Consider the following 21,366-nt stretch of genomic DNA (forward strand, 5'->3'; position numbering starts at 1 on the left):
GCTATTTCGCCATAATGCTTCCAAAAATCGGGAAGAGACAGAATGGAATTGAGCAGGCGGAAACCAAGCAAGCGACTTTTCGCTGCGATGCTGGCAACCAGCATGTGCTTTGCGATCCTCGGCGGTGAAGCTATGCTGCATCCTGCCGCAGCGGACGAAATCAAGGTGCTGGTCGATAGCAATCCGATCACCAGCTACGATATTCAGCGGCGCGCAGCATTTCTCAAGCTGCAGCGCAAGAAGGGCAATCTCACGCAGATGGCCCGCGAAGAGCTGACGGACGACATGCTGAAGCGCATGGAGATGAAGCGCCGCAATGTCACCATCTCCGACAAGGAAATCGACCAGGCATTTGCCGGATTTGCCTCGCGCAACAAGCTGACGACGACGCAGCTTTCCGAAGTCCTCAACAAGGCGGGCGTCACGCCCGAGCATTTCAAAACCTTCATCATGGTGCAGATGGGCTGGAACCGGGTTCTGAGTTCCCGGATGCGCGAGACCGGCATGATAAGCGAACAGGATGCCGTGCAGCGCATGCGTCAGCAGGGCGGCGCCAAGCCTAGCGCTACGGAATATATCCTGCAGCAGGTGATTTTCGTCATTCCCGCCGACAAGCGCAATGCCATCATTGGCAAGCGCCGGCAGGAAGCAAACGCCTTCCGCTCGCGTTTCCAGAACTGCAACACCACGCGCCAGCTTGCCAAGGGCATGATCGACGTGACGGTCCGCGATCTCGGCCGTATCATCGAGCCACGGCTGCCGGGCGATTGGGCTGACGATGTCAAGAAGACTGGGGTCGGCCAGACGACTCCGATCCACGACACCGAGAAGGGCGTCGAATTCCTGGCCGTCTGTTCGACGCGACAGGTGTCGGACGATCGCGTTGCCCAATTGGTCTTCTCGATGGAAGACGCGGAAAAGAAGCAGGGCGGCGAGCAGAAAGCCGAAGAAATCAGCGAGAAATATCTTAAGGAGTTGCGGGAGAAAGCCCGCATCGTCAACCGCTAAATGCTGCCGCTGGCCGTCAGCGGCGGTGATCCCTCAGGCATCGGTCCGGAAATAGCCATTGCCGCATGGAAATTGCGCAAGACGGTCGGCGTGCCGGCGTTCTTCCTCATCGCCGATCCGGATCTGATCTCGGCGCGGGCGAGGAACCTTGGCGAGACGATTGCCTTGAAGATCTGCGAACCCGGCGAAGCCGCACTGCTTTTTCCTGATTTTCTGCCCATTGTGCCGCTGAAAAACCGCCAGATCGACAGTCCGGGCATACCGCTTGCGAAAAATGCGGTGGGTACGATCGAGGCCATCGAACGGGCGGTTGGCTTCACTTTCGATGGACGGGCCGCGGCGGTTGTCACGTGTCCGATTGCCAAGAAGCCGCTTTACGAGGCGGGGTTTTCCCATCCTGGGCATACGGAATTCCTTGCGGCCCTTGCCGAGGAGCGCATGAAGACCGCGTTCAGGCCTGTGATGATGCTGGCCGGGCCGGAACTGCGCGCTGTGCCCGTGACGATCCATATTCCGCTTGCCGAGGTGCCGGGCGCGCTCACGAGCGATGAAATCATCGCGGTATCTCGCATTACTGCCCGCGCGCTGAGGGAAAATTTCGGCATCGCCGAGCCGCGACTTGCCATATCGGGCCTCAACCCGCATGCGGGCGAAGGCGGCGCGCTTGGCTGGGAAGACGATGCCGTCATTCGTCCCGCCATCGAGGCGCTGGCTGCGGAAGGTATCGCCGCGCGCGGTCCGCTTCCCGCCGACACAATGTTCCATGCGCGCGCTCGCGCCACCTATGACGCGGGGATCTGCATGTATCACGATCAGGCGCTGATCCCCGCCAAGGCGCTCGCCTTCGACGAAACGGTCAACGTCACACTCGGACTGCCCTTCATCCGGACCTCGCCCGACCATGGCACGGCCTTCGATATATCCGGCAAGGGCATTGCCCGGCCCGACAGCCTTGTCGCAGCCTTGCTGCTGGCGCGTCGTCTGGCCGACAATGCACGAAACAAGGCATGAGCATCGATAGCCTGCCTCCGCTTCGCGACGTCATGGAGCGCCATCAGCTGATGGCCAAGAAGTCGCTCGGCCAAAATTTTCTGTTCGACCTCAATCTGACCGCGAAGATCGCGCGACAGGCAGGCGATCTCAAGGACCAGCCGGTGATCGAGGTCGGCCCGGGGCCAGGCGGGTTGACGCGTGCGCTGCTGGCGCAAGGAGCGTTGGTGACGGCAATAGAGCGCGACGAGCGCTGCCTGCCGGCGCTGGACGAGATCGCTTCGCATTATCCGGGACGGCTGACGATCATATCCGGCGACGCGCTGGAGCAGGATTTCTCCGCGCTTGCCGGCAATGGGAGCAAGCCGCGCATCATCGCCAACCTGCCCTACAATGTCGGAACGCAATTGCTGGTGAACTGGCTTTTGAGCGAGCCCTGGCCGCCCTTCTACGCCTCGATGACGCTGATGTTCCAGCGCGAAGTGGCTGAGCGCATCGTCGCACGTCCCGGCAGCGAGGCCTATGGTCGGCTTGGTGTCCTCGCCGGGTGGCGGAGCGAGGCGAAGATCGCCTTCGACGTGCCGCCGCAGGCTTTCACGCCGCCGCCCAAGATCACCTCGTCAGTGGTCCATATCGTGCCACGCGCCGAACCGCTGGCCTGCGATGCCGCGAGCCTCGGCCGGGTAACGCAGGCGGCCTTCGGCCAGCGGCGCAAGATGCTGCGCCAGAGCATCAAATCGCTCGGCGGCGAAGCCCTGCTGGAAAAAGTCGGCATCGACCCGACGCGCCGGGCGGAGACGCTTGATATCGAAGAGTTCGTCGCGCTCGCAAACGCGATTTAGGCCTCAAATTCCGGGGTTTTCCTCGAGCAATGTGCTGACGAAATCGAATAGGCCTGGACGGCGGTCGCGGCGGAGGCGTTCGGCGCCGACGATGGCCTTCACCGCCGCATAGGAGCGGTTCAGGTCCTCGTTGATGACGATATAGTCGTATTTGCTCCATTTCTGGATCTCGAAACGCGCATTTTGCAGTCGGGTCTCGATCACATCAGGCGTATCCTCCGCACGGCGATGAAGACGCTGCTGAAGTTCGCGCATCGTCGGCGGCAGGATGAAAATCGAGACCACGTCGGCTGGCATTTTTTCCTGCAACTGGTCGGCGCCCTGCCAGTCGATGTCGAACAGCATGTCGCGGCCCTCGGCCAGGGCGTTCTCCGCCGTCTCACGCAAGGTTCCGTAGAAATTGCCGTGGACCTCGGCCCACTCGATCAGCGCCTCGCTGTCGCGCAGGCGCTCAAACTCACGCACAGAGATGAAATGATAGTGCACATCTTGTATTTCGCTGGGGCGACGCGGGCGTGTCGTGACGCTGACCGACAACGCCAGATCCATCTCCTTGTCCTCAAGGAGCAGCCGCGCGATCGTCGATTTGCCGGCGCCCGATGGCGAGGAAATCACCATCATCAGGCCGCGGCGCTTGATGCCACTTTCGACCGAGGAAATGGCCATAATGAACTACTCCAGATTCTGTACCTGTTCGCGAAATTGATCGACGACCGCCTTCAGCTCAAGCCCGATGGCGGTGATCGAAGCCGCGTTCGATTTTGAGCACAGCGTGTTGGCTTCGCGATTGAATTCCTGGCTGAGGAAATCGAGCTTGCGCCCAATGGGGCCGCCCGCGCCAATCAACTGGCGGGCCGAGGCCACATGAGTATCGAGACGATCGAGCTCTTCCTGAATGTCGGCCTTGGTGGCGAGGAAAGCCGCTTCCATGTAGAGCCGCGTTTCGTCCAGTCCGCTTGCGGCATCGAGAAGCAATGCCATCTGCGCCGCAAGGCGCGCCCTGACGGCTTCAACGCTGCGGGAGGCATCATTGCGTGCGCGCTCGGCCAGTTCGGCGATCATATCGATCTGGCCGGCAAGGATGGCGCCGATGGAGCTGCCTTCCGCACGCCTCGCATCGCCGAGAGCGGCAAGCGCGCCGTCCAGCGCCGCCAGGATCGCTGCCTCAAGATCGGCCTGCGTCTCCTGGCTCTCCGTTTCCTGCGGCTGGTCCAGGACGCCGCGCAAGGCCAGAATGCCATCGACGCTCGCCGGCGCCAGCCCGTATTGCGTACGCAGGCGCTCGCCGACGGCCATGACATTGGCCAGATAGCTTTCATTGATGGCGACATCGGATTTGGCAGCCGACCGCTCGACCGTCAGCCCCGCCTGAAAATTGCCGCGTGAGAAATGCCGTGCAAGCATGGTGCGCGCCGGGGGTTCGACACCCTCCAGCCCCTGGGGTAGCCGGAAGCGTACATCAAGCCCCTTGCCGTTGACGGAACGCAGTTCCCAGACGATACGCGCATCGCCTTTAGCACCCTCTTTGCCGCCGCTATAAACGACGGCATGGCGAGCGAAACCGGTCATGCTCTGCAGAATCATTTAATTCCCCGCCTCCAGAGCGCGGTTAGGCCTTATTGGCCGGGCTGCGCCGGATTGGCCTCGCCATCAGCACTGCCGGGCACAGCGGCTTTGGCGGCTTCGTCCTTCTTCTGCTGCTCGACCAGCCTCCAGCGGCGGACATTCTCATTGTGCTCTTTAAGCGTCGCTGAAAAGACATGGCCACCCGTGCCGTCGGCGACGAAATAGAGATCATTGGTTTTCAGCGGATTGGCCACGGCCTCGAGCGCCGCACGGCCGGGATTGGCGACGGGCGTCGGCGGCAGACCGTTGATAATATAGGTGTTGTAAGGCGTTGGCTTGTCGATATCCGACCTGAAGATCGGCCGGTCGGCGGGCTTTCCCCTGCCCCCGAACAGACCATAGATGATCGTCGGATCAGACTGAAGGCGCATGCCCTTCTGCAGCCGGTTTAGGAAAACGGAAGCCACACGGGGGCGTTCCGACGCCACGCCGGTTTCCTTTTCAACGATAGAAGCGAGCGTCACGAATTCATTGACGTTCTTCAACGGCAGATCGGGGCTGCGCTTGGCCCAGATCTCATCGATCAGCTTCTTCTGCTCGGCCTCAAGCTTGGTGATGACTTCCTGACGCGTCGTGCCGCGGGTAAAGCGTAGCGTATCAGCAAACATGCTGCCCTCGGGCGGCAAGGTAGAGGGAAGATTACCGACCAGCGCATCGTTCGCCGCGATCCGGTCAAATATCTGCTGGACTGTCAGCCCCTCGGGAATCGTCAGGGAGAGCAGGATCGACTTGCCGCTGCGCAAGGTTTCCATGATGTCACGCATGGAGGCATGGGGCGCGATCTCGTATTCGCCCGCCTTCATATCCTTCTCGTGGCCATAGGCGCGGACACCGTAGCGGAATATGCGCGCGTCCGAGATGAGGCCGCGACGCTCCAGACCGTCGGCGATCTCCACGATGCCGCTACCCCGCTTGACGAGAAAGGTGCTCGCAACGGCAGATGGGCCCGGCGCGTTGAACTGCTGCTTGCCGAAATAGAAGAGCAGCGATGCGCCGACAACTGCCAGAACCAGCAGCGACAGCATGAAATTGGCGAAAACGACAATCTGGCTTCGCGCATGGCGCGAACGACGCGGCGGCGGTGGCGGCGTTCCGGGCTCGGGCCGCAGTGCTTCGCTCGCCGATTTGGGCACGATCGGCTTGTGTGCCGGCGTAGCTTCTGTCGGTTGGGACGGTGTCCCGCCCGCAACCTGCCCCGAAACCTGATCTTCCGGAGTGCCGTTCTCTGGCTTCGCGTCTGAATTCACTCGATCACCTCAGTTCCCATCCTCTTGGGCACAGCAGCACTGTCTAAAAGGTCGGGGGCGATTGCGGCAAAAGCACGGACGCAGCGGCCGTGGCTTAAGCCTGATAGCGACGCAGGACCAGCGACGCGTTTGTGCCCCCAAAACCGAAGGAATTCGACAATACGGTATCAATCTGGCGTTCGCGCGGCTTATGCGGAACGAGATCGATTTTGGTGTCAACCGCGGGATTGTCAAGATTGAGTGTAGCCGGAGCGATATTATCGCGAATGGCCAATGTGCAGAAGATGGCTTCGGCTGCACCGGCGGCACCCAGGAGATGTCCGATCGACGATTTGGTCGACGACATCGAGATGCGCGATGCGGCATCACCAACAACACGCTCCACGGCTGCGAGCTCGATCGTATCGGCCATGGTCGAGGTGCCGTGCGCGTTGATGTAATCGATTTCGGACGGTGCAATGCCTGCCCTTTTCAGGGCGGCTTCCATGCAGCGCTGCGCGCCCTCGCCGGTTTCGACCGGCGCCGTGATGTGGAAAGCATCGCCCGAAAGACCGTAGCCGATTACTTCGGCATAGATCTTCGCGCCGCGTTCCAAAGCATGCTCAAGCGCTTCAAGGACGACAACGCCCGCTCCCTCGCCCATGACAAAACCGTCACGGTCGGCATCCCAGGGACGCGACGCGCGGGTCGGATCGTCGTTGCGATCGGTCGAAAGCGCCTTGCAGGCGGCAAAGCCCGCGAGCGAGATACGGCTCACCGGAGATTCGGTGCCGCCGGCCACCATGACGTCGGCGTCGCCGAAGGCAATCAGCCGCGCCGCGTCGCCGATGGCGTGCGCGCCGGTGGAGCAGGCGGTGACGACCGCGTGGTTGGGCCCGCGCAGCTTGTGCTTGATAGAAACATGGCCGGAGGCGAGATTGATCAGCCGTCCGGGAATGAAGAAGGGAGAGATACGGCGGGGGCCCTTGTCGCGCAGCGTATAGCCGGCCTCGACGATGCCCTCGATGCCGCCGATGCCCGAACCGATCAGGACGCCCGTGCGGATCTGGTCCTCGTCGCTCTCGGGATGCCAGTTGGCGTCGGCAAGCGCCTGATCTGCAGCGCCCATCGCATAGACGATGAAGGGATCGACCTTGCGCTGTTCCTTCGGCTCCATGAAGAGATCGGCGTTGAATGTGCCGTCGGCGCCGTCACCGATGGGAATGCGGCAGGCGATCTTGCATGGCAGATCGTCGACTTCGAACTCGGTCACGCGGCGCGCGCCACTCTTTCCGGCAAGAAGCCTCGACCAGGTTTCTTCCACGCCGCTTGCCAGCGGCGACACCAGTCCGAGACCCGTGATTACGACACGCCTCATATTCCACCCTTCAATGCCGACATTGCCATTTCGTGCTTCTGACAGGCAGTGTGCCGAAACCCGTTCAGGGTATCAGGCGTAAAGCACATTCAGCAGAGAGAATCCGGGCTGGAGACCGAAAGTCGTCCAGCCCGCATATCCGCCTGAAATCAGGCTTTCGCCTTATCGATGAACTTGACGGCGTCGCCGACGGTCAAGATCGTTTCAGCGGCATCATCAGGGATTTCGACGCCGAATTCTTCCTCGAAAGCCATGACGAGTTCGACGGTATCAAGGCTGTCAGCGCCGAGGTCATCAATGAAGCTTGCGCCTTCCGTGACCTTGTCGGCATCTACGCCCAGATGTTCAACAACGATTTTCTTGACGCGTTCTGCGGTGTCGCTCATGTCCGAACCTCGACCTGTGTGTTGTTTCCCTGCCTTGGTTAGCGGCATGGGTGGATGTAATCAAGCTATAAGATACCTGCCACGTGACGCTTTCGCGGTGCAACAGGTACCCTGTGGATATTCCTTTCGGAACAGATTGGCCCCCACAAAGCATGCGGCATGCCAATTCAGCGCGCGCCTTAACACGGTTCCTTGCCCGCGCAAAGCGCATTTTGGCCCGGGCAAAGCGCATATTGCCCTGAGATAGCCGGGTTTGGGGCCCATTTCCGAGCAAACCGGTTAATTTGGATCAGATCATCGCCATGCCGCCGTTTACGTGCAGGGTCTGCCCCGTGACGTAAGCGGCTTCATCGCTGGCGAGATAGGCGACGGCGGCGGCGATCTCGGCGCCAGTGCCCATGCGCCTCATGGGGATAGCCCCCATGATCGTATCCTTCTGCTTTTCATTGAGCTTGTCGGTCATGGCCGATTCGATGAAGCCCGGCGCAACGCAATTCACCGTCACGTTACGGCTGGCGATTTCCTGCGCCAGCGATTTGGAAAAGCCGATCAGTCCGGCTTTCGACGCGCAATAGTTGGCTTGGCCGGGATTGCCGGTGATGCCGACGATCGAGGTGATGTTGATGATGCGGCCATGGCGGCGGCGCATCATCGGGTGGGTCAGTTCCTTGGTAAGGTTGAACACCGATGTGAGATTGACGTTCAGCACGGCGTCCCAATCGGCGTCGCTCATGCGGACGAACAGGCCATCCCTGGTGATGCCGGCATTATTGACGAGGATCTCGACGCCCTCGAGTTCCTTCTCCGCCTTTTCGCCGAGCGCCTTGACTTCCGTGCGGTCCGAAAGATCGGCCGGGAACAGCTTCACCCGGTCGCCGAGTTCGGCAGCCAGCGCTTCCAGTTTCTCGACACGGGTGCCGTGCAGGCCAACGATTGCGCCCTGCGCATGAAGCGTACGGGCGATAGCCTCGCCGATACCGCCGGTCGCACCGGTAACGAGGGCCTTGCGGCCATTAAGATCAAACATTGCGGTTCCTTCCCGTCAATTCTCTTGTGTCCTAGACATGATCTCACCTGAAAGTCTGCAACTTTCCGGGACCATGCTTTAGAGTGTGGCGAGCGCAGCTTCGATTTCTTCCGCCGTTCCGACAGCGGTTCCGGTCATGTCTTTCGATATGCGGCGCGCGAGACCGGTCAGCACCTTGCCGGAGCCGATCTCATAAAGCGAAGTGACACCGTTTGCGGCGAACCACTCGATGGTTTCGCGCCAGCGGACCTGCCCCGTCACTTGGGCGACCAGAAGTGAGGCGATCTCTCCTGCATCGGTCACCGGACCGGCGCGCACATTGGCCACGAGCGGCACCACCGGGTCGTTCATCTTCACATCCGCCAGCGCCGCGCGCATCGCCTCTGCGGCCGGCGCCATCAGGGCCGAATGGAAGGGCGCCGAGACCGGCAACATGATCGCCCGCTTGGCGCCGAGATCGGTCGCAAGCTTCGCCGCCATTTCGACCGCGGGCTTCAACCCGGAGATAACGATCTGTCCGCCGCCATTGTCATTGGCGATCTGGCAGACGCCGCCGGCGGAAGCCTCGGTACAGACCTTCTGCACATCGACGTGCTCCAGACCGATGATCGCCGCCATTGCCCCCTCGCCCACGGGAACCGCGCGCTGCATGGCATTGCCGCGAATGCGCAGGAGGCGGGCGGTATCGGCGAGCGAAAAGGTTCCGGCAGCGCAAAGCGCCGAATATTCACCGAGCGAATGGCCCGCGACATAGGACACCTTGTCCTTCAGCGAAAATCCCTTCGCCTCGAGCACACGCATGACGGCGAGCGATACCGCCATCAGGGCCGGCTGGGCATTGGCCGTCAATGTCAGCGTTTCCTCAGGTCCCTCGAACATGACGGAGGAAAGCTTCTCCCCCAGCGCATCATCCACCTCGTCGAACACGGCGCGCGCCTCGGGAAAGGTTTCGGCAAGCGCCTTGCCCATGCCGACCGCCTGGCTGCCCTGCCCCGGAAATGTAAATGCTATGGCCATCGTTGGTCTCCAGCCTCTTTCATCAATATTGGCGCGCGGTGTGACCATCGGCAACGCAGAAGTCAAGTGTGACGGGGCCAAAACCCCTGTATCGGTGGGAAATCGGGCCGAATACAAGCGGAATCGCACATTGCGACAAGCCATGGCCGCTCGGATAATGACAACCCTGACCGGCTTTCGCCCACGAAGGAACGGGCGGAAAACCCGTTGTGCCCGACGCAAAAAACCTCGGAACCATTGGTTCCCGTCACCGTTAGAACTTCGTATGCGACGTCTGGAGCAAATGCTTCGGTTGCTTCGATAAACCCCTTGAACCCGAAACATAATTTCAGGAGAAGACGATGCTCGACCTGAAAACGACCGTTGCCGCGGTTTTCGCGCTTTCGATAAGCCTGGGCCCTGCACTGGCACAGAATGCTGCCACTGGAGACGATCCGGGAAGGACATTCCCAAGACCGGAAACGACTGGTGGCGTCCAGACGATGGACATGGGCGCCAACGAGCCGCTTGTCGATGATCAGACCACCGGCTCCATCCGCGATGATGGAGACTTCGCCGAGCGCTGGCGCACCATGTCCCCCACGGAGCAGGAAAAAGTTCGCGCTAACTGCGATACGATGACTATGGACAAAACGCTTTACAGCGATAACGTGGATAGTCTCTGCAAGAGTTTTTCAACGCAATAGCAATTTTGCGGAGCAAATCCGGGATAAACGTCCCGTGCAGCATCGAAACGCCGGAACCCCACCGGCGTTTTGACATTTCCAACGGGCGTTTTCCCAGCTATTTCCTCATTAAAATATGCGGGATTGCATGTTGGGAGGAAAACCCATATAAGCCGCCCGTTCATTGCTCGGCGTCAGCTGGGGGCTGAACGGAGGGCCGGATTAATATCCGTCGAAGTCTAAAGTGCTTCAGCCTCCCGTGTCTCCGCTCTCGATCGTCTCGACCCCGCGTCCTTTCTTCTCCGGTTTTCCGGCATGAGAGAAGTCGCAGAGGCTTAGTCGCTGACGTCTTGTGATGGTAATTGAAGAAAGGCAGAGACAATGGCTCTTTACGAACATGTGCTCCTTGCCCGACAGGATATAACGCAGCAGCAGGTCGATGCTCTTGTAGAACAGTACAAGGGTGTCATTGAGGCCAATGGCGGCAAGGTCGGGCGTATCGAAAGCTGGGGACTGCGTCCCCTCACCTACCGTATCAACAAGAACCGCAAGGCGTATTACACGCTCCTGAACATCGACGCTCCGGCGGCGGCTGTCAGCGAGATGGAACGCCAGATGCGCATCAACGAAGATGTGCTGCGCTTCCTGACGGTCCGCGTCGAGGAACATGAGGAAGGCCAGTCGGCCATGCTCGCCCGCCGTGACGACCGCCGCGAACGCGACGATCGTTTCGGTCGCGACGATGACCGTCCGCGCCGTCCGCGCGATGGCGATCGTCCTCGCGATGGCGATCGCGACCGTCCGCGCCGTCCGCGCGACAATGAAGCCGGTGAAGGAGCCGTATAATGGTCGACATCAACCAGATCCCGACCCGGCGTCCGTTCCATCGCCGCCGCAAGACCTGCCCATTCTCCGGCGCCAACGCACCGAAGATCGACTACAAGGACGTGAAGCTCCTGCAGCGCTATATTTCCGAGCGCGGCAAGATCGTTCCGTCCCGCATCACGGCTGTCAGCCAGAAGAAGCAGCGCGAACTCGCCAAGGCGATCAAGCGCGCCCGTTTCCTCGGCCTTCTGCCTTACATCGTGAAGTAAGACATTCCGGGAGGCGCCTGCCGCCTCCCGTTTCTTCCCTTGAGTTGGGGTGTTGCGGCCAGACCGCCACCTCTAACTGCTTTGAAGGTCCGTGGATTACCCGATATGCTCGGGCCATGAGAACCAGCAGGACAGCGAGCACATGAAATTCGACAGAACATCGATTGGCATTGGCATATTGGCGGGGCTCGCGGCCGCGCTGATGTCGGCTGGCGTCATCACCCAATCGGGTGTGGCGATGTTCCTTTATTTCCTCACCCCATTGCCGATCTTCATCGCAGCGCTCGGCTGGGGCACCACCGCCGGGCTGGTTTCGGCAATCGTCGCCACCATCGCCGTCGCGCTTGTTGCCGCACCGATGGCTGCGCTTCTCGTGGCGCTGACCAGCATCGTTCCGGCCGCGACAGGGGCCTACCTCGCCGGCCTCGCCCGTCCGGCGGACGAAATGGGTGGTCCATCCGATACGCTCGTCTGGTATCCGCTCTCCGATATCATCTTCCGCCTGGCCCTGATGATCGCGGCCAGCTTCATCATCATCGGGATCATCATCGGCTTCGGCGAAGCATTGGCGCGCGAGGTCGCGAATGCGATCATGGCGAGCGTTTCGCAAGCCAACCCTGAATTCGCCGCGAGCAACGAGATGCGCGACAATCTCGCGAATTTCATGGTCGCCGCGCTTCCCGCCATCCAGCCGGCGACCTGCCTTCTCGTGCTGATCGCCAATCTTTACCTGGCGCTACGCCTTACCGCGCTTTCCGGCAGGCTTCGCCGCCCTCGCGACGACTGGCCGGCAACGCTTCGCATGCCGCGCGCAGCCCTTCTGGTCCTGACCGTCAGCCTCGCCCTCGCCTTCATCGGCGGCGGGATCGGCCATGCGGCGGCGGCCGTCGCCGGGGCGCTCAGCGCCGGTTTCCTTCTGGCGGGCTTCGCGATGATGCATTTTCGCACGCGGGGCGCGCCATGGCGGCCTTTCGCCCTGTGGATCGCCTATCTCGCCGTCGTGCTCTTCGCCTTCGTGCTTTTTGTCTTTCTTATCGCCGGACTGTTCGACACGTCACGCAACGCCCCGGTGTCGAAAACCTCATCCAAAACCCCGATCAACTAACAGACGACACTGAAAGGATATAACAATGGAAGTCATTCTGCTTGAACGCATTTCGCGCCTTGGCCAGATGGGCGAAACCGTAAAGGTCAAGGACGGCTACGCCCGCAATTTCCTCCTGCCGCAGGGCAAGGCATTGCGCGCCAATGAAGCCAACAAGAAGAAGTTCGAAGGCCAGCGCGCCCAGCTCGAAGCCCGCAACCTCGAGCGCAAGACCGAAGCCCAGAGCGTTGCCGAGAAGCTCGACGGCAAGAGCTTCATCGTCGTGCGTTCGGCCGGCGAAACCGGCCAGCTCTACGGTTCTGTCTCGACCCGCGACATCGCCGAAATCCTGACCGGCGAAGGCTTCACCGTCGGACGCAACCAGGTCGAGCTCAACGTGCCGATCAAGACGATCGGACTGCACAAGATCGCGATCGCGCTGCATCCGGAAGTGGAAGTCTCGGTTACGATCAACATCGCGCGTTCCGCCGAGGAAGCCGAACGTCAGGTCAGGGGCGAGGATCTGACCTCCGCCGAGGCCATCTACGGTATCGAGGAAGAGCCCCTCGCCGAGGAAATCCTGGACGATGAAGACCTGGAGAACGAAGACAACGCCTGATCGAGGGGCGCTGTTCTCCTTGCTTTATCTCCGGTGATTGCCCCGGATCGGTAAACTATAAATGATGATGCCCGGTGGCGACGCCGGGCATTTTCTCTTTTCAGACATAAAAAAGCGCTTATCTTACCATTATTCGTGGCCCGGCTAAGGGATACGTGGATGGTGCGCGGTTTGCCGTATCATCCGGAAAACCCGAAACTGGGGCCGATCTTTTCTGGAGATTGGTAGATGTATGCTCTTTTAAGGACTGTATTGAACCATCTGATCAAGACGGGGGACCTGACCGTTACCGACGCTGACGGCGTCAGCCATCGGTTCGGGGACAAGACCGGTGATCCCACGCACATCAACATCAAGTCACGTCGCGCCGAGCGGGCGCTGGCGATCAATCCCGAGCTGAAGCTCGGCGAAGCCTATATGGCGGGGGATCTCGATTTTCTCGAAGGCGATATTTACGGGCTTCTGAAACTCGTTTTCGAAAATACCGGACCGATCGCCGCCAAGGAACCATGGATGCGAGCGCTGGACGGCGCCAGGCGGGCAGGACGGCGGCTGCAGCAGATCAACACGCTCGCGCTTGCCTCATCGCATGTACGTCATCATTACGATCTCTCGGGCGATCTCTACCGGCTGTTCCTCGATCCCGACATGCAATATTCCTGCGCTTATTTCGAGACGCCCCAATCCACCCTCGCGGAAGCGCAACTCGCCAAGAAACGGCATCTTGCCGCCAAGCTCCTGATCAAGGAGGGGCATTCCCTGCTCGACATCGGTTGCGGCTGGGGCGGCCTCGGCCTTTACATGGCAAAATATCTGCATGCCGACGTCACCGGCGTCACGCTCAGCCAGGAACAGCATGCCGTCGCCAACAAGCGGGCTGCGGAGGAAGGACTTTCGGGCACGGCGCGGTTCAACCTGCAGGATTACCGCCTTCTGCAGGATCCTTTTGACCGCATCGTTTCGGTCGGCATGTTCGAGCATGTAGGCGTCAATCATTTCGCCGAATATTTCGAGCATACCGCCAGGCTGCTCAAACCTGACGGCGTATTCCTGCTTCACGCCATCGGGCGCAGCGACGGGCCAGGCGCCACCAATCCATTCATCCGGAAATATATCTTCCCCGGCGGCTACATACCGGCGCTTTCGGAGGTGCTGCCGCATATCGAGCGTGCAGGCCTGATCGTCACCGATATTGAAATCCTGCGGCTGCACTATGCCGAAACGCTGAAGGCATGGCGCGAGGCGTTCATGGCCAATCGCGAGATCGCCAAATCGATCTATGACGAGCGTTTCTGCCGCATGTGGGAGTTCTATCTCGCCGCATCGGAAAGCGCCTTCCGCTGGCAGAACATGATGGTGTTCCAGATCCAGATCGCCCACCGGCAGGACGCCGTGCCACTCACCCGCAACTATATCGAGGCGGAGGAGAAGCGCCTGAAACGCCTCGACAGCGCGCCACGCGGTGCAAACACCGAAATATCGGTGCCATCCCGGGGGGCTACGGGGAAATAGCGCGGTTCCTTTAAATGCAAGCGTTGGCGTTGCGATTCAATCCGACGCGCTCCACAAACGGCAAATCAGGTGTCAACCCTCCATATTCCGACTGACACGGGAAACTGTGAATCACTGTGAATCATGGTATAGGTTTTTGCTCTCCACCGAATCGACCGGGTTGCGCATTGCATTCTCGAATATTCCGGCGCTACCTCGACGCGGACAAGGGGCGAAACGAGAATCATGGCTGAAGCGACAATACGCAAACTCGACCAGGCGCGCGACGGAACGCGGGACGGCGGACGTGACGGGCGCGGCCCGCTTTATCGCGAGGCGCCGAACAATATCGAGGCGGAACAGGCGCTGCTCGGCGCGATCCTGATCAACAATGACGCCTTCTACCGGGTGTCGGACTTCCTGAAGCCCGGTCATTTCTACGAACCGCTGCACCGCAAGATCTACGAAGTTGCTTCCGATCTCATCCGCATCGGCAAGATGGCCAATCCGGTCACCATCAAGACCTTTCTCCCGGCGGAGGAGAAGGTCGGCGACATGACGGTCTTCCAATATGTGGCACGCCTCGCTGCCGAGGCCGTGACCGTCATCAATGCCGAGGATTACGGCCGCGCCATCTACGATCTCGCCACGCGCCGCGCGCTGATCACCATCGGCGAGGACATGGTCAACATCGCCTATGACGCGCCGGTGGACATGGCGCCGCAGGGCCAGATCGAGGATGCCGAGCGCCGCCTGTTCGAACTGGCCGAGACGGGCCGCTACGATGGCGGTTTCCAGTCCTTCACCGACGCGGTCAAGATCGCCGTCGACATGGCCAATGCCGCCTTCATGCGCGACGGCCATCTGTCGGGCGTATCGTCGGGTATCCATTCGCTCGACGCCCGGATGGGCGGTTTGCAGCCCTCCGATCTTATCATCCTGGCCGGACGTCCCGGCATGGGCAAGACCTCGCTCGCCACCAACATCGCCTTCAATATCGCCAACGCCTATCATGGCGAGCAGCAGGCGGACGGATCGGTCAAGGCGGTCAATGGCGGCGTGGTCGGGTTCTTCTCGCTCGAAATGTCGTCCGAGCAGCTTGCGACACGTATCATCTCCGAGCAGACGGAAATCTCATCCTCGAAGATCAGGCGCGGCGAGATCACCGAGACCGACTTCGAAAAGCTCGTCGCCTGCTCGCACATGATGCAGAAGATCCCGCTCTATATCGACCAGACCGGCGGCATCTCGATTGCGCAGCTTTCCGCCCGCGCCCGCCGCCTGAAGCGGCAGCGCGGCCTCGACGTTCTGGTCATCGATTACGTGCAGCTGATGACCGGCTCGTCCAAGGCCTCGGCGCAGAACCGCGTGCAGGAAATCACCGAGATCACCACGGGCCTCAAGGCGCTCGGCAAGGAACTGAATGTTCCCATCATCGCGCTCTCCCAGCTTTCGCGTCAGGTCGAAAGTCGCGAGGACAAGCGTCCGCAGCTTTCGGATCTTCGCGAATCGGGTTCGATCGAGCAGGACGCCGACGTGGTGCTGTTCGTGTTCCGCGAGGAATATTACATCAAGAACCGCGAGCCGAAGCCCGGCACGGAAGAATATTTCAAGTGGCAGGCGGACATGGAGGAAGCCAAGGGGAAGGCGGAAGTTATCATCGCCAAGCAGCGCCACGGGCCTACCGGCACCGTCAAGCTTGCCTTCCAGGCGGAATTCACACGCTTTACCGATCTGGCTGAGGAATCACATCTGCCCGAACGGTATGAATGAACGCGAAATCCAGATTGACCCCGACATCATTGGAACAATCGGTACTGCCCACCGGCGCCGATCGGCTTCTGGCCGGCGGGCGGCTGACCATCGATCTCGATGCGCTGGCCGATAATTGGCGATCGCTTGACGCACGCTCGCGGCCGGGACGCGCCGCCGCGGTGGTCAAGGCGGATGCCTATGGCTGCGGCATCGCGCAGGTCGTCCCTGCCCTGACCGCTGCCGGTTGCGACAGTTTTTTCGTGGCGCTTCCCGAGGAAGGCCTGCGCGTGCGCCATGCCGCGCCTCGAGCGCGCGTTTTCGTGTTGAACGGGTTGTTCGACGATGCGGCTCCGGCCTTTACCGATGCCGATCTCATTCCGGTGCTCGGCTCCGACCATGAGATCGCGATCTGGGCCAAGCACGGCAGGCGCAAGCCCTGCGCCATCCACGTCGATACCGGCATGAACCGGCTTGGCCTTTCGCCCGGCGAAGCCATTGCCTTCGCCGGCAGCGCGAAATCGGTACGCCCCGTATTGCTGATGAGCCATCTCGCATGCGCCGATACGCCTTCCAGCGACAAGAGCCGACAGCAACTCGAATCTTTTCAAAAGGTTCGAGCAGCTTTTGGCGACATTGAATCAAGTCTCGCGAATTCGGCGGGCATTTTTCTCGGCAGCGATTATGCGTTTGACCTGACGCGGCCGGGCATTGCGCTTTATGGCGGTGAAGCAGTCGACGGGACGGGCAGCCCGATGAAACAGGTAGTCACCGCGGAGACGCGAATCGTGCAGATCCGCCATGCGGCCAAGGGCGAGACGGCGGGCTATGGCGCGACCACGACGCTTGCCCGCGACACACGCATCGCCGTCTGCTCGACCGGCTATGCCGACGGGTATCCGCGCGCGGCCTCGGGATCCGGCATACCGCTGCGCTCGACGATCGCGGAAGGCGCGCATGGCTTTATCGCCGGGCAGCGCGTTCCCGTGCTCGGACGCGTCACCATGGATCTGACCTCTTTCGATGTGACCGATGTGCCGGAAGACGCGATTGGGATCGGCGATCATATCGAGCTTTTTGGCGCCAATATTGCGCTCGACGATGTGGCGCGCGCCGCCGGTACTATCGGTTACGAACTCCTGACTGGCCTCGGACTGCGCTATCATCGCCGCTATATCGGCGGAGAGCTGGTGTTCTGATGGCCAAGGCGCGCGTTCAATTCATCTGCCAGAACTGCGGCTCGGTGCACACGCGCTGGGCCGGCAAATGCGACGCCTGCGGCGAGTGGAACACGCTCGTCGAGGAGGGAACGTCAGGCGGCATCGGCGGCGGACCCGGGAAGGCGCCGCGCAAGGGACGCGCCGTGGTGTTGACCACGCTTTCGGGCGATATCGAGGATGCGCCGCGCATCCAGTCGGGCATCGCCGAACTCGACCGGGTCACCGGCGGCGGTTTCGTCCGTGGTTCGGCGCTGCTCGTCGGCGGCGATCCCGGGATCGGCAAATCGACCCTCCTGACGCAGGCGGCCGCCGCGCTGGCGCGCCGCGGCCATCGCGTCGTCTATGTGTCGGGCGAGGAGGCGGTGGCGCAGATCCGCCTGCGGGCGCAGCGGCTTCATGCAGCCGATACGGCGGTGGAACTCGCCGCCGAGACCAATGTGGAGGACATTCTGGCGACGATTGCCGAACCGCGCCGCCCCGATCTGGTCATCATCGATTCCATCCAGACGCTCTGGACCGACAGCGCCGATTCGGCGCCCGGCACGGTGACGCAGGTGCGCGCAGGCGCCCAGGCGATGATCCGCTTCGCCAAGCAGACGGGAGCGGCCATCGTGCTCGTCGGCCATGTCACCAAGGACGGGCAGATCGCCGGACCGCGCGTCGTCGAACATATGGTCGATGCGGTCCTCTATTTCGAGGGTGAAGGTGGCCACCACTACCGCATCCTGCGAACGGTCAAGAACCGCTTCGGCCCCACGGACGAGATCGGCGTCTTCGAAATGTCCGATATGGGCCTGAGGGAAGTTGCCAATCCGTCCGAGCTCTTCCTCGGCGAACGCAACGAGAAATCGCCCGGGGCCGCCGTTTTCGCCGGGATGGAAGGCACGCGACCCATCCTCGTGGAAATCCAGGCGCTGGTCGCGCCTTCGACGCTCGGCACGCCGCGCCGCGCCGTCGTCGGCTGGGACGGCAACCGGCTGTCGATGATTCTCGCGGTGCTGGAGGCGCATTGCGGCGTCCGCTTCGGCCAGCATGACGTCTACCTCAACGTCGCGGGCGGCTATCGCATCAGCGAACCGGCAGCCGATCTCGCCGTTGCGGCGGCGCTGGTTTCCTCGATCGCCGGTATTGCCCTTCCCGCCAATTGCGTTTATTTCGGCGAAGTCAGTCTTTCTGGAGCCGTCCGCCCGGTGGCACATGCCGTGCAGCGGCTCAAGGAAGCGGAAAAACTCGGTTTCCGGCAGGCAGTGCTTCCGGGGGGAAGCGGGGAACTGCTGAAGGACCGTAGTTTCCCTTTGACCGAAACCGCGTCGTTGCCGGACCTCGTGGCCCGCATTGCAGCGTCCGGCCCCGGAAAGAAACCGCGTGACTAGTATAGGGTCTTCTGGAAAATCAGGTCGGGAAAGTTGACAGATTTTCCGGAAAAGATCATGTCTGGTTTCAAGATGTTAGCGCAAGCCCCGGAAAAAGCGGAAACAGCTTTCCATCCGGCTTGCGGAGAGAGCGTTTTTTGCGTGTCCGTCCGGACGCGCGGCAATTGAAGGGGTTCCGCGTTCGAACATGAACGCAGAGCCGGGCGACAGAACTGAGGTGGGCCAAGATGCCGATTACGCTGCTTGACGGAGTTCTTCTGGGGATCACGCTGGTTTCCGCCGTGCTCGCCATGGTGCGCGGATTTTCCCGCGAGGTGCTTTCGGTCGCCTCATGGGCGGCGGCGGCAATCGCCGCCTATCTGTTCTATACCCCTGTCGTGCCGCTGGTTCAGCCTTATATAAACAATGAAACGATCGCCAAGATCGCAGCGGCCGGCGCGGTCTTTATCGTCACGCTGATCATCGTGTCGGTCATTACGATGAAGGTTGCCGATTTTATCATCGACAGCCGGATTGGCGCGCTCGATCGTACGCTCGGTTTCGTTTTTGGCGCGGCACGCGGCGTTCTTCTGGTGGTCGTAGCCATGCTGTTCTTCAACTGGCTCGTCGCCGGGGACCAACCGGGATGGATCGCCAATGCGAAGTCCAAGCCGCTGCTCGATTCGCTGGGTCAGAAATTGGTAGGCCTGCTCCCGGCAGATCCGGAAACGTCCATACTGGACCGTTTGAAGCCGAAGGCCGACGCGCCGACCGGTACGACCGAGCCTGTTCCGGAGACCCGCGAGAACGCGCCGGCCGAGGGGACTCCCGCCGAGTAGTTCTGGCGCTTATCGGGAATTTTGATTGGGCGCGACTTTTGATTGGGCGCGACAATGGATCGCTTTCAAAAACTTCCCCATTCGTGCTAGATGACGCCTGCCAGGAACGGGATTTCCCAAATTATCCCATAGAGCGGTTTCCGTTTTGATTGAATCGGAGAGCCGCTCTAACTATTTGTTTCTACGCAAGTCCGGACGGAGAACCGCTTCGCATATTCCTGGACTGCGCTAACCGCAATCGAAAGGTCTTGCGGCAATGATCGATTCCTTTGGTAACGAGACGCCCTTCTCCCTGGATGACGACAGCCTGCATGAAGAATGCGGGATTTTCGGTATTCTCGGCCATCCCGACGCGGCGACGCTGACGGCGCTGGGGCTGCACGCGCTGCAGCATCGCGGGCAGGAAGCGGCCGGTATCGTCTCCTATGACGGCAAGAGCTTCTTTTCCGAACGGCGGATGGGCCTTGTCGGCGATCATTACACCAATCCCGCCACGCTGGCGCAATTGCCCGGCGCCATGGCGATCGGCCATGTCAGGTATTCGACCACGGGCGAAACGATCCTGCGCAATGTGCAGCCGCTTTTCGCGGAGCTGGAAGTCGGCGGCATCGCCATCGCGCATAATGGCAATTTCACCAACGGGCTGACGCTGCGCCGGCAGTTGATCGCCGATGGCGCGATCTGCCAGTCCACATCCGACACGGAAGTGGTGCTCCATCTCATCGCGCGCTCGCGCTCCACCTCGTCGAGCGACCGCTTCGTCGATGCGATCAGGCAGGTAGAGGGCGGCTATTCCATGCTCGCCATGACCCGTACCAAGCTGATCGCGGCCCGCGATCCCATCGGCATTCGGCCGCTGGTGATGGGCGAACTCGACGGCAAGCCGATCTTCTGTTCCGAGACCTGCGCCCTCGACATCATTGGCGCGAAGTTCATCCGCGACATCGAAAACGGCGAAGTGGTGATCTGCGAGATCCAGCCCGACGGCTCGATCTCCACCGAGGTGATCAAGCCGCAGGCTCCCAAGCCGGAGCGGCTGTGCCTCTTCGAATATGTCTATTTCGCCCGGCCAGATTCGGTGGTGGGCGGCCGCAACGTCTATTCGGTGCGCAAGAACATGGGCATCAATCTCGCCCAGGAGGCTCCCGTCGAAGCCGACGTGGTAGTGCCCGTCCCCGATGGCGGCACGCCGGCGGCGATCGGCTATGGGCAGGAAAGCGGGATTCCCTTCGAACTCGGCATCATCCGCAATCATTATGTCGGGCGCACCTTCATCGAGCCGACGCAATCGATCCGGGCCTTTGGCGTGAAGCTCAAGCATTCGGCCAATCGCGCCGTGATCAAGGACAAGCGCGTGGTGCTGGTGGATGATTCCATCGTGCGCGGCACCACTTCGCTGAAGATCGTGCAGATGATCCGCGATGCCGGGGCGCGCGAAGTCCATTTGCGAGTTGCCAGCCCGATGATCTTCCATCCGGATTTCTACGGCATCGACACGCCGGAGGCGGATAAGCTGCTCGCCAACCAGCACGCGGACCTGGAATCCATGTGCCGCTATATCGGCGCGGATTCGCTGGCGTTCCTTTCGATCGACGGGCTCTACCGGGCCGTAGGCGGCAAGCCGCGCGACCCCCGCGCGCCGCAATTCACCGATCATTATTTCACGGGCGACTATCCAACCCGCCTCCTAGACCAGGAAAGCCTGAGCAATGTGCACAGTCTTTCACTGATTGCGAGCAACGGATAATCC

At 61.1% G+C, this 21,366-nt stretch carries 21 protein-coding genes; 14 read left to right on the top strand and 7 right to left on the bottom strand.

Annotated features, from left to right (window positions below):
- Nucleotides 1-42 precede the first annotated feature (42 nt).
- From DUT91_RS12675 to rsmA, 3 genes are read left to right on the top strand one after another with little or no spacing between them, the layout of a single operon-like run.
- Nucleotides 43-1,008, top strand: a complete 966-nt coding sequence (locus DUT91_RS12675) for a SurA N-terminal domain-containing protein (protein WP_245419701.1) — start codon at nucleotides 43-45, stop codon at nucleotides 1,006-1,008.
- Nucleotides 1,009-2,019 carry a 4-hydroxythreonine-4-phosphate dehydrogenase PdxA gene (gene pdxA, locus DUT91_RS12680; RefSeq protein WP_114440784.1) on the top strand — a complete coding sequence of 337 codons (1,011 nt, stop codon included), beginning with the start codon at nucleotides 1,009-1,011 and terminating at the stop codon, nucleotides 2,017-2,019.
- On the top strand, nucleotides 2,016-2,840 hold the full coding sequence (gene rsmA / locus DUT91_RS12685) for a 16S rRNA (adenine(1518)-N(6)/adenine(1519)-N(6))-dimethyltransferase RsmA (protein ID WP_114440785.1): 825 nt from the start codon (nucleotides 2,016-2,018) through the stop codon (nucleotides 2,838-2,840). The genes pdxA and rsmA overlap by 4 nt, the downstream gene beginning before the upstream one ends.
- A 3-nt stretch (nucleotides 2,841-2,843) precedes the next feature.
- Here rsmA and gmk read toward each other — a convergent pair whose 3' ends face one another.
- The 7 genes from gmk to fabD all read right to left on the bottom strand — a co-directional run bounded on the left by gmk (nucleotide 2,844) and on the right by fabD (nucleotide 9,500).
- A complete protein-coding gene (gene gmk / locus DUT91_RS12690; protein ID WP_114440786.1) occupies nucleotides 2,844-3,506 on the bottom strand; it encodes a guanylate kinase in 663 nt (220 codons plus the stop codon).
- Nucleotides 3,507-3,512: 6 nt separating this feature from the next.
- Nucleotides 3,513-4,424, bottom strand: a complete 912-nt coding sequence (locus tag DUT91_RS12695; protein ID WP_114440787.1) for a YicC/YloC family endoribonuclease — start codon at nucleotides 4,422-4,424, stop codon at nucleotides 3,513-3,515.
- A 32-nt stretch (nucleotides 4,425-4,456) separates the two neighbouring features.
- Entirely contained in the window at nucleotides 4,457-5,713 is a 1,257-nt protein-coding gene (mltG, locus tag DUT91_RS12700) for an endolytic transglycosylase MltG (protein WP_114440788.1), read from the bottom strand.
- A gap of 94 nt (nucleotides 5,714-5,807) precedes the next feature.
- Nucleotides 5,808-7,070 carry a beta-ketoacyl-ACP synthase II gene (gene fabF, locus DUT91_RS12705; RefSeq protein WP_114440789.1) on the bottom strand — a complete coding sequence of 421 codons (1,263 nt, stop codon included), beginning with the start codon at nucleotides 7,068-7,070 and terminating at the stop codon, nucleotides 5,808-5,810.
- A 149-nt stretch (nucleotides 7,071-7,219) separates the two neighbouring features.
- Entirely contained in the window at nucleotides 7,220-7,456 is a 237-nt protein-coding gene (locus DUT91_RS12710) for an acyl carrier protein (RefSeq protein ID WP_068881166.1), read from the bottom strand.
- Between the two features lie 289 nt (nucleotides 7,457-7,745).
- The gene (fabG, locus tag DUT91_RS12715) at nucleotides 7,746-8,483 is read right to left on the bottom strand and encodes a 3-oxoacyl-[acyl-carrier-protein] reductase (RefSeq protein ID WP_114440790.1); all 738 of its coding nucleotides are present in this window, start codon (nucleotides 8,481-8,483) and stop codon (nucleotides 7,746-7,748) included.
- A 78-nt stretch (nucleotides 8,484-8,561) separates the two neighbouring features.
- Nucleotides 8,562-9,500: an ACP S-malonyltransferase gene (gene fabD / locus DUT91_RS12720; RefSeq protein WP_114440791.1), complete on the bottom strand. Its 939-nt coding sequence runs from the start codon at nucleotides 9,498-9,500 to the stop codon at nucleotides 8,562-8,564.
- A 341-nt stretch (nucleotides 9,501-9,841) separates the two neighbouring features.
- Here fabD and DUT91_RS12725 point away from each other — a divergent pair, with 341 nt between their 5' ends.
- The 11 genes from DUT91_RS12725 to purF all read left to right on the top strand — a co-directional run bounded on the left by DUT91_RS12725 (nucleotide 9,842) and on the right by purF (nucleotide 21,363).
- On the top strand, nucleotides 9,842-10,186 hold the full coding sequence (locus DUT91_RS12725; protein ID WP_114440792.1) for a hypothetical protein: 345 nt from the start codon (nucleotides 9,842-9,844) through the stop codon (nucleotides 10,184-10,186).
- Between the two features lie 360 nt (nucleotides 10,187-10,546).
- Complete coding sequence (rpsF, locus tag DUT91_RS12730; protein WP_114440793.1) at nucleotides 10,547-11,011, top strand: 30S ribosomal protein S6; 465 nt, start codon at nucleotides 10,547-10,549, stop codon at nucleotides 11,009-11,011.
- A complete protein-coding gene (gene rpsR, locus DUT91_RS12735) occupies nucleotides 11,011-11,259 on the top strand; it encodes a 30S ribosomal protein S18 (RefSeq protein ID WP_105740196.1) in 249 nt (82 codons plus the stop codon). Before rpsF ends, rpsR begins: the two co-directional genes overlap by 1 nt.
- A 142-nt stretch (nucleotides 11,260-11,401) precedes the next feature.
- Nucleotides 11,402-12,364 (top strand): DUF2232 domain-containing protein, encoded by a 963-nt coding sequence (locus DUT91_RS12740; protein ID WP_114440794.1) that lies wholly within the window; start codon nucleotides 11,402-11,404, stop codon nucleotides 12,362-12,364.
- 25 nt (nucleotides 12,365-12,389) lie between these two features.
- A complete protein-coding gene (gene rplI / locus DUT91_RS12745; protein WP_114440795.1) occupies nucleotides 12,390-12,962 on the top strand; it encodes a 50S ribosomal protein L9 in 573 nt (190 codons plus the stop codon).
- Between the two features lie 228 nt (nucleotides 12,963-13,190).
- Nucleotides 13,191-14,474 (top strand): cyclopropane fatty acid synthase, encoded by a 1,284-nt coding sequence (locus tag DUT91_RS12750; protein WP_114440796.1) that lies wholly within the window; start codon nucleotides 13,191-13,193, stop codon nucleotides 14,472-14,474.
- Nucleotides 14,475-14,699: 225 nt separating this feature from the next.
- Complete coding sequence (locus tag DUT91_RS12755; protein ID WP_114440797.1) at nucleotides 14,700-16,226, top strand: replicative DNA helicase; 1,527 nt, start codon at nucleotides 14,700-14,702, stop codon at nucleotides 16,224-16,226.
- On the top strand, nucleotides 16,223-17,404 hold the full coding sequence (gene alr, locus DUT91_RS12760) for an alanine racemase (protein WP_114440798.1): 1,182 nt from the start codon (nucleotides 16,223-16,225) through the stop codon (nucleotides 17,402-17,404). Before DUT91_RS12755 ends, alr begins: the two co-directional genes overlap by 4 nt.
- A complete protein-coding gene (radA, locus tag DUT91_RS12765) occupies nucleotides 17,404-18,798 on the top strand; it encodes a DNA repair protein RadA (RefSeq protein ID WP_114440799.1) in 1,395 nt (464 codons plus the stop codon). The genes alr and radA overlap by 1 nt, the downstream gene beginning before the upstream one ends.
- A gap of 227 nt (nucleotides 18,799-19,025) precedes the next feature.
- On the top strand, nucleotides 19,026-19,616 hold the full coding sequence (locus DUT91_RS12770) for a CvpA family protein (protein WP_114440800.1): 591 nt from the start codon (nucleotides 19,026-19,028) through the stop codon (nucleotides 19,614-19,616).
- 256 nt (nucleotides 19,617-19,872) lie between these two features.
- Nucleotides 19,873-21,363 (top strand): amidophosphoribosyltransferase, encoded by a 1,491-nt coding sequence (gene purF / locus DUT91_RS12775; RefSeq protein WP_114440801.1) that lies wholly within the window; start codon nucleotides 19,873-19,875, stop codon nucleotides 21,361-21,363.
- The last annotated feature ends 3 nt before the right edge of the window (nucleotides 21,364-21,366 follow it).

The sequence above is a fragment of the Paramesorhizobium salinisoli genome (assembly GCF_003335045.1).
In the GTDB taxonomy this organism is placed as follows: Bacteria; Pseudomonadota; Alphaproteobacteria; order Rhizobiales; family Rhizobiaceae; genus Paramesorhizobium; species Paramesorhizobium salinisoli.

Excerpts from the sequence above, each read along its gene's own strand:
- DUT91_RS12675 (WP_245419701.1), top strand. The coding sequence starts at position 43 with ATGGAATTGAGCAGGCGGAAACCAAGCAAGCGACTTTTCGCTGCGATG.
- pdxA (WP_114440784.1), top strand. The coding sequence starts at position 1,009 with ATGCTGCCGCTGGCCGTCAGCGGCGGTGATCCCTCAGGCATCGGTCCG.
- rsmA (WP_114440785.1), top strand. The coding sequence starts at position 2,016 with ATGAGCATCGATAGCCTGCCTCCGCTTCGCGACGTCATGGAGCGCCAT.
- gmk (WP_114440786.1), bottom strand. The coding sequence starts at position 3,506 with ATGGCCATTTCCTCGGTCGAAAGTGGCATCAAGCGCCGCGGCCTGATG.
- DUT91_RS12695 (WP_114440787.1), bottom strand. The coding sequence starts at position 4,424 with ATGATTCTGCAGAGCATGACCGGTTTCGCTCGCCATGCCGTCGTTTAT.
- fabF (WP_114440789.1), bottom strand. The coding sequence starts at position 7,070 with ATGAGGCGTGTCGTAATCACGGGTCTCGGACTGGTGTCGCCGCTGGCA.
- DUT91_RS12710 (WP_068881166.1), bottom strand. The coding sequence starts at position 7,456 with ATGAGCGACACCGCAGAACGCGTCAAGAAAATCGTTGTTGAACATCTG.
- fabG (WP_114440790.1), bottom strand. The coding sequence starts at position 8,483 with ATGTTTGATCTTAATGGCCGCAAGGCCCTCGTTACCGGTGCGACCGGC.
- fabD (WP_114440791.1), bottom strand. The coding sequence starts at position 9,500 with ATGGCCATAGCATTTACATTTCCGGGGCAGGGCAGCCAGGCGGTCGGC.
- DUT91_RS12725 (WP_114440792.1), top strand. The coding sequence starts at position 9,842 with ATGCTCGACCTGAAAACGACCGTTGCCGCGGTTTTCGCGCTTTCGATA.
- rpsF (WP_114440793.1), top strand. The coding sequence starts at position 10,547 with ATGGCTCTTTACGAACATGTGCTCCTTGCCCGACAGGATATAACGCAG.
- rpsR (WP_105740196.1), top strand. The coding sequence starts at position 11,011 with ATGGTCGACATCAACCAGATCCCGACCCGGCGTCCGTTCCATCGCCGC.
- DUT91_RS12740 (WP_114440794.1), top strand. The coding sequence starts at position 11,402 with ATGAAATTCGACAGAACATCGATTGGCATTGGCATATTGGCGGGGCTC.
- rplI (WP_114440795.1), top strand. The coding sequence starts at position 12,390 with ATGGAAGTCATTCTGCTTGAACGCATTTCGCGCCTTGGCCAGATGGGC.
- DUT91_RS12750 (WP_114440796.1), top strand. The coding sequence starts at position 13,191 with ATGTATGCTCTTTTAAGGACTGTATTGAACCATCTGATCAAGACGGGG.
- DUT91_RS12755 (WP_114440797.1), top strand. The coding sequence starts at position 14,700 with ATGGCTGAAGCGACAATACGCAAACTCGACCAGGCGCGCGACGGAACG.
- alr (WP_114440798.1), top strand. The coding sequence starts at position 16,223 with ATGAACGCGAAATCCAGATTGACCCCGACATCATTGGAACAATCGGTA.
- radA (WP_114440799.1), top strand. The coding sequence starts at position 17,404 with ATGGCCAAGGCGCGCGTTCAATTCATCTGCCAGAACTGCGGCTCGGTG.
- DUT91_RS12770 (WP_114440800.1), top strand. The coding sequence starts at position 19,026 with ATGCCGATTACGCTGCTTGACGGAGTTCTTCTGGGGATCACGCTGGTT.
- purF (WP_114440801.1), top strand. The coding sequence starts at position 19,873 with ATGATCGATTCCTTTGGTAACGAGACGCCCTTCTCCCTGGATGACGAC.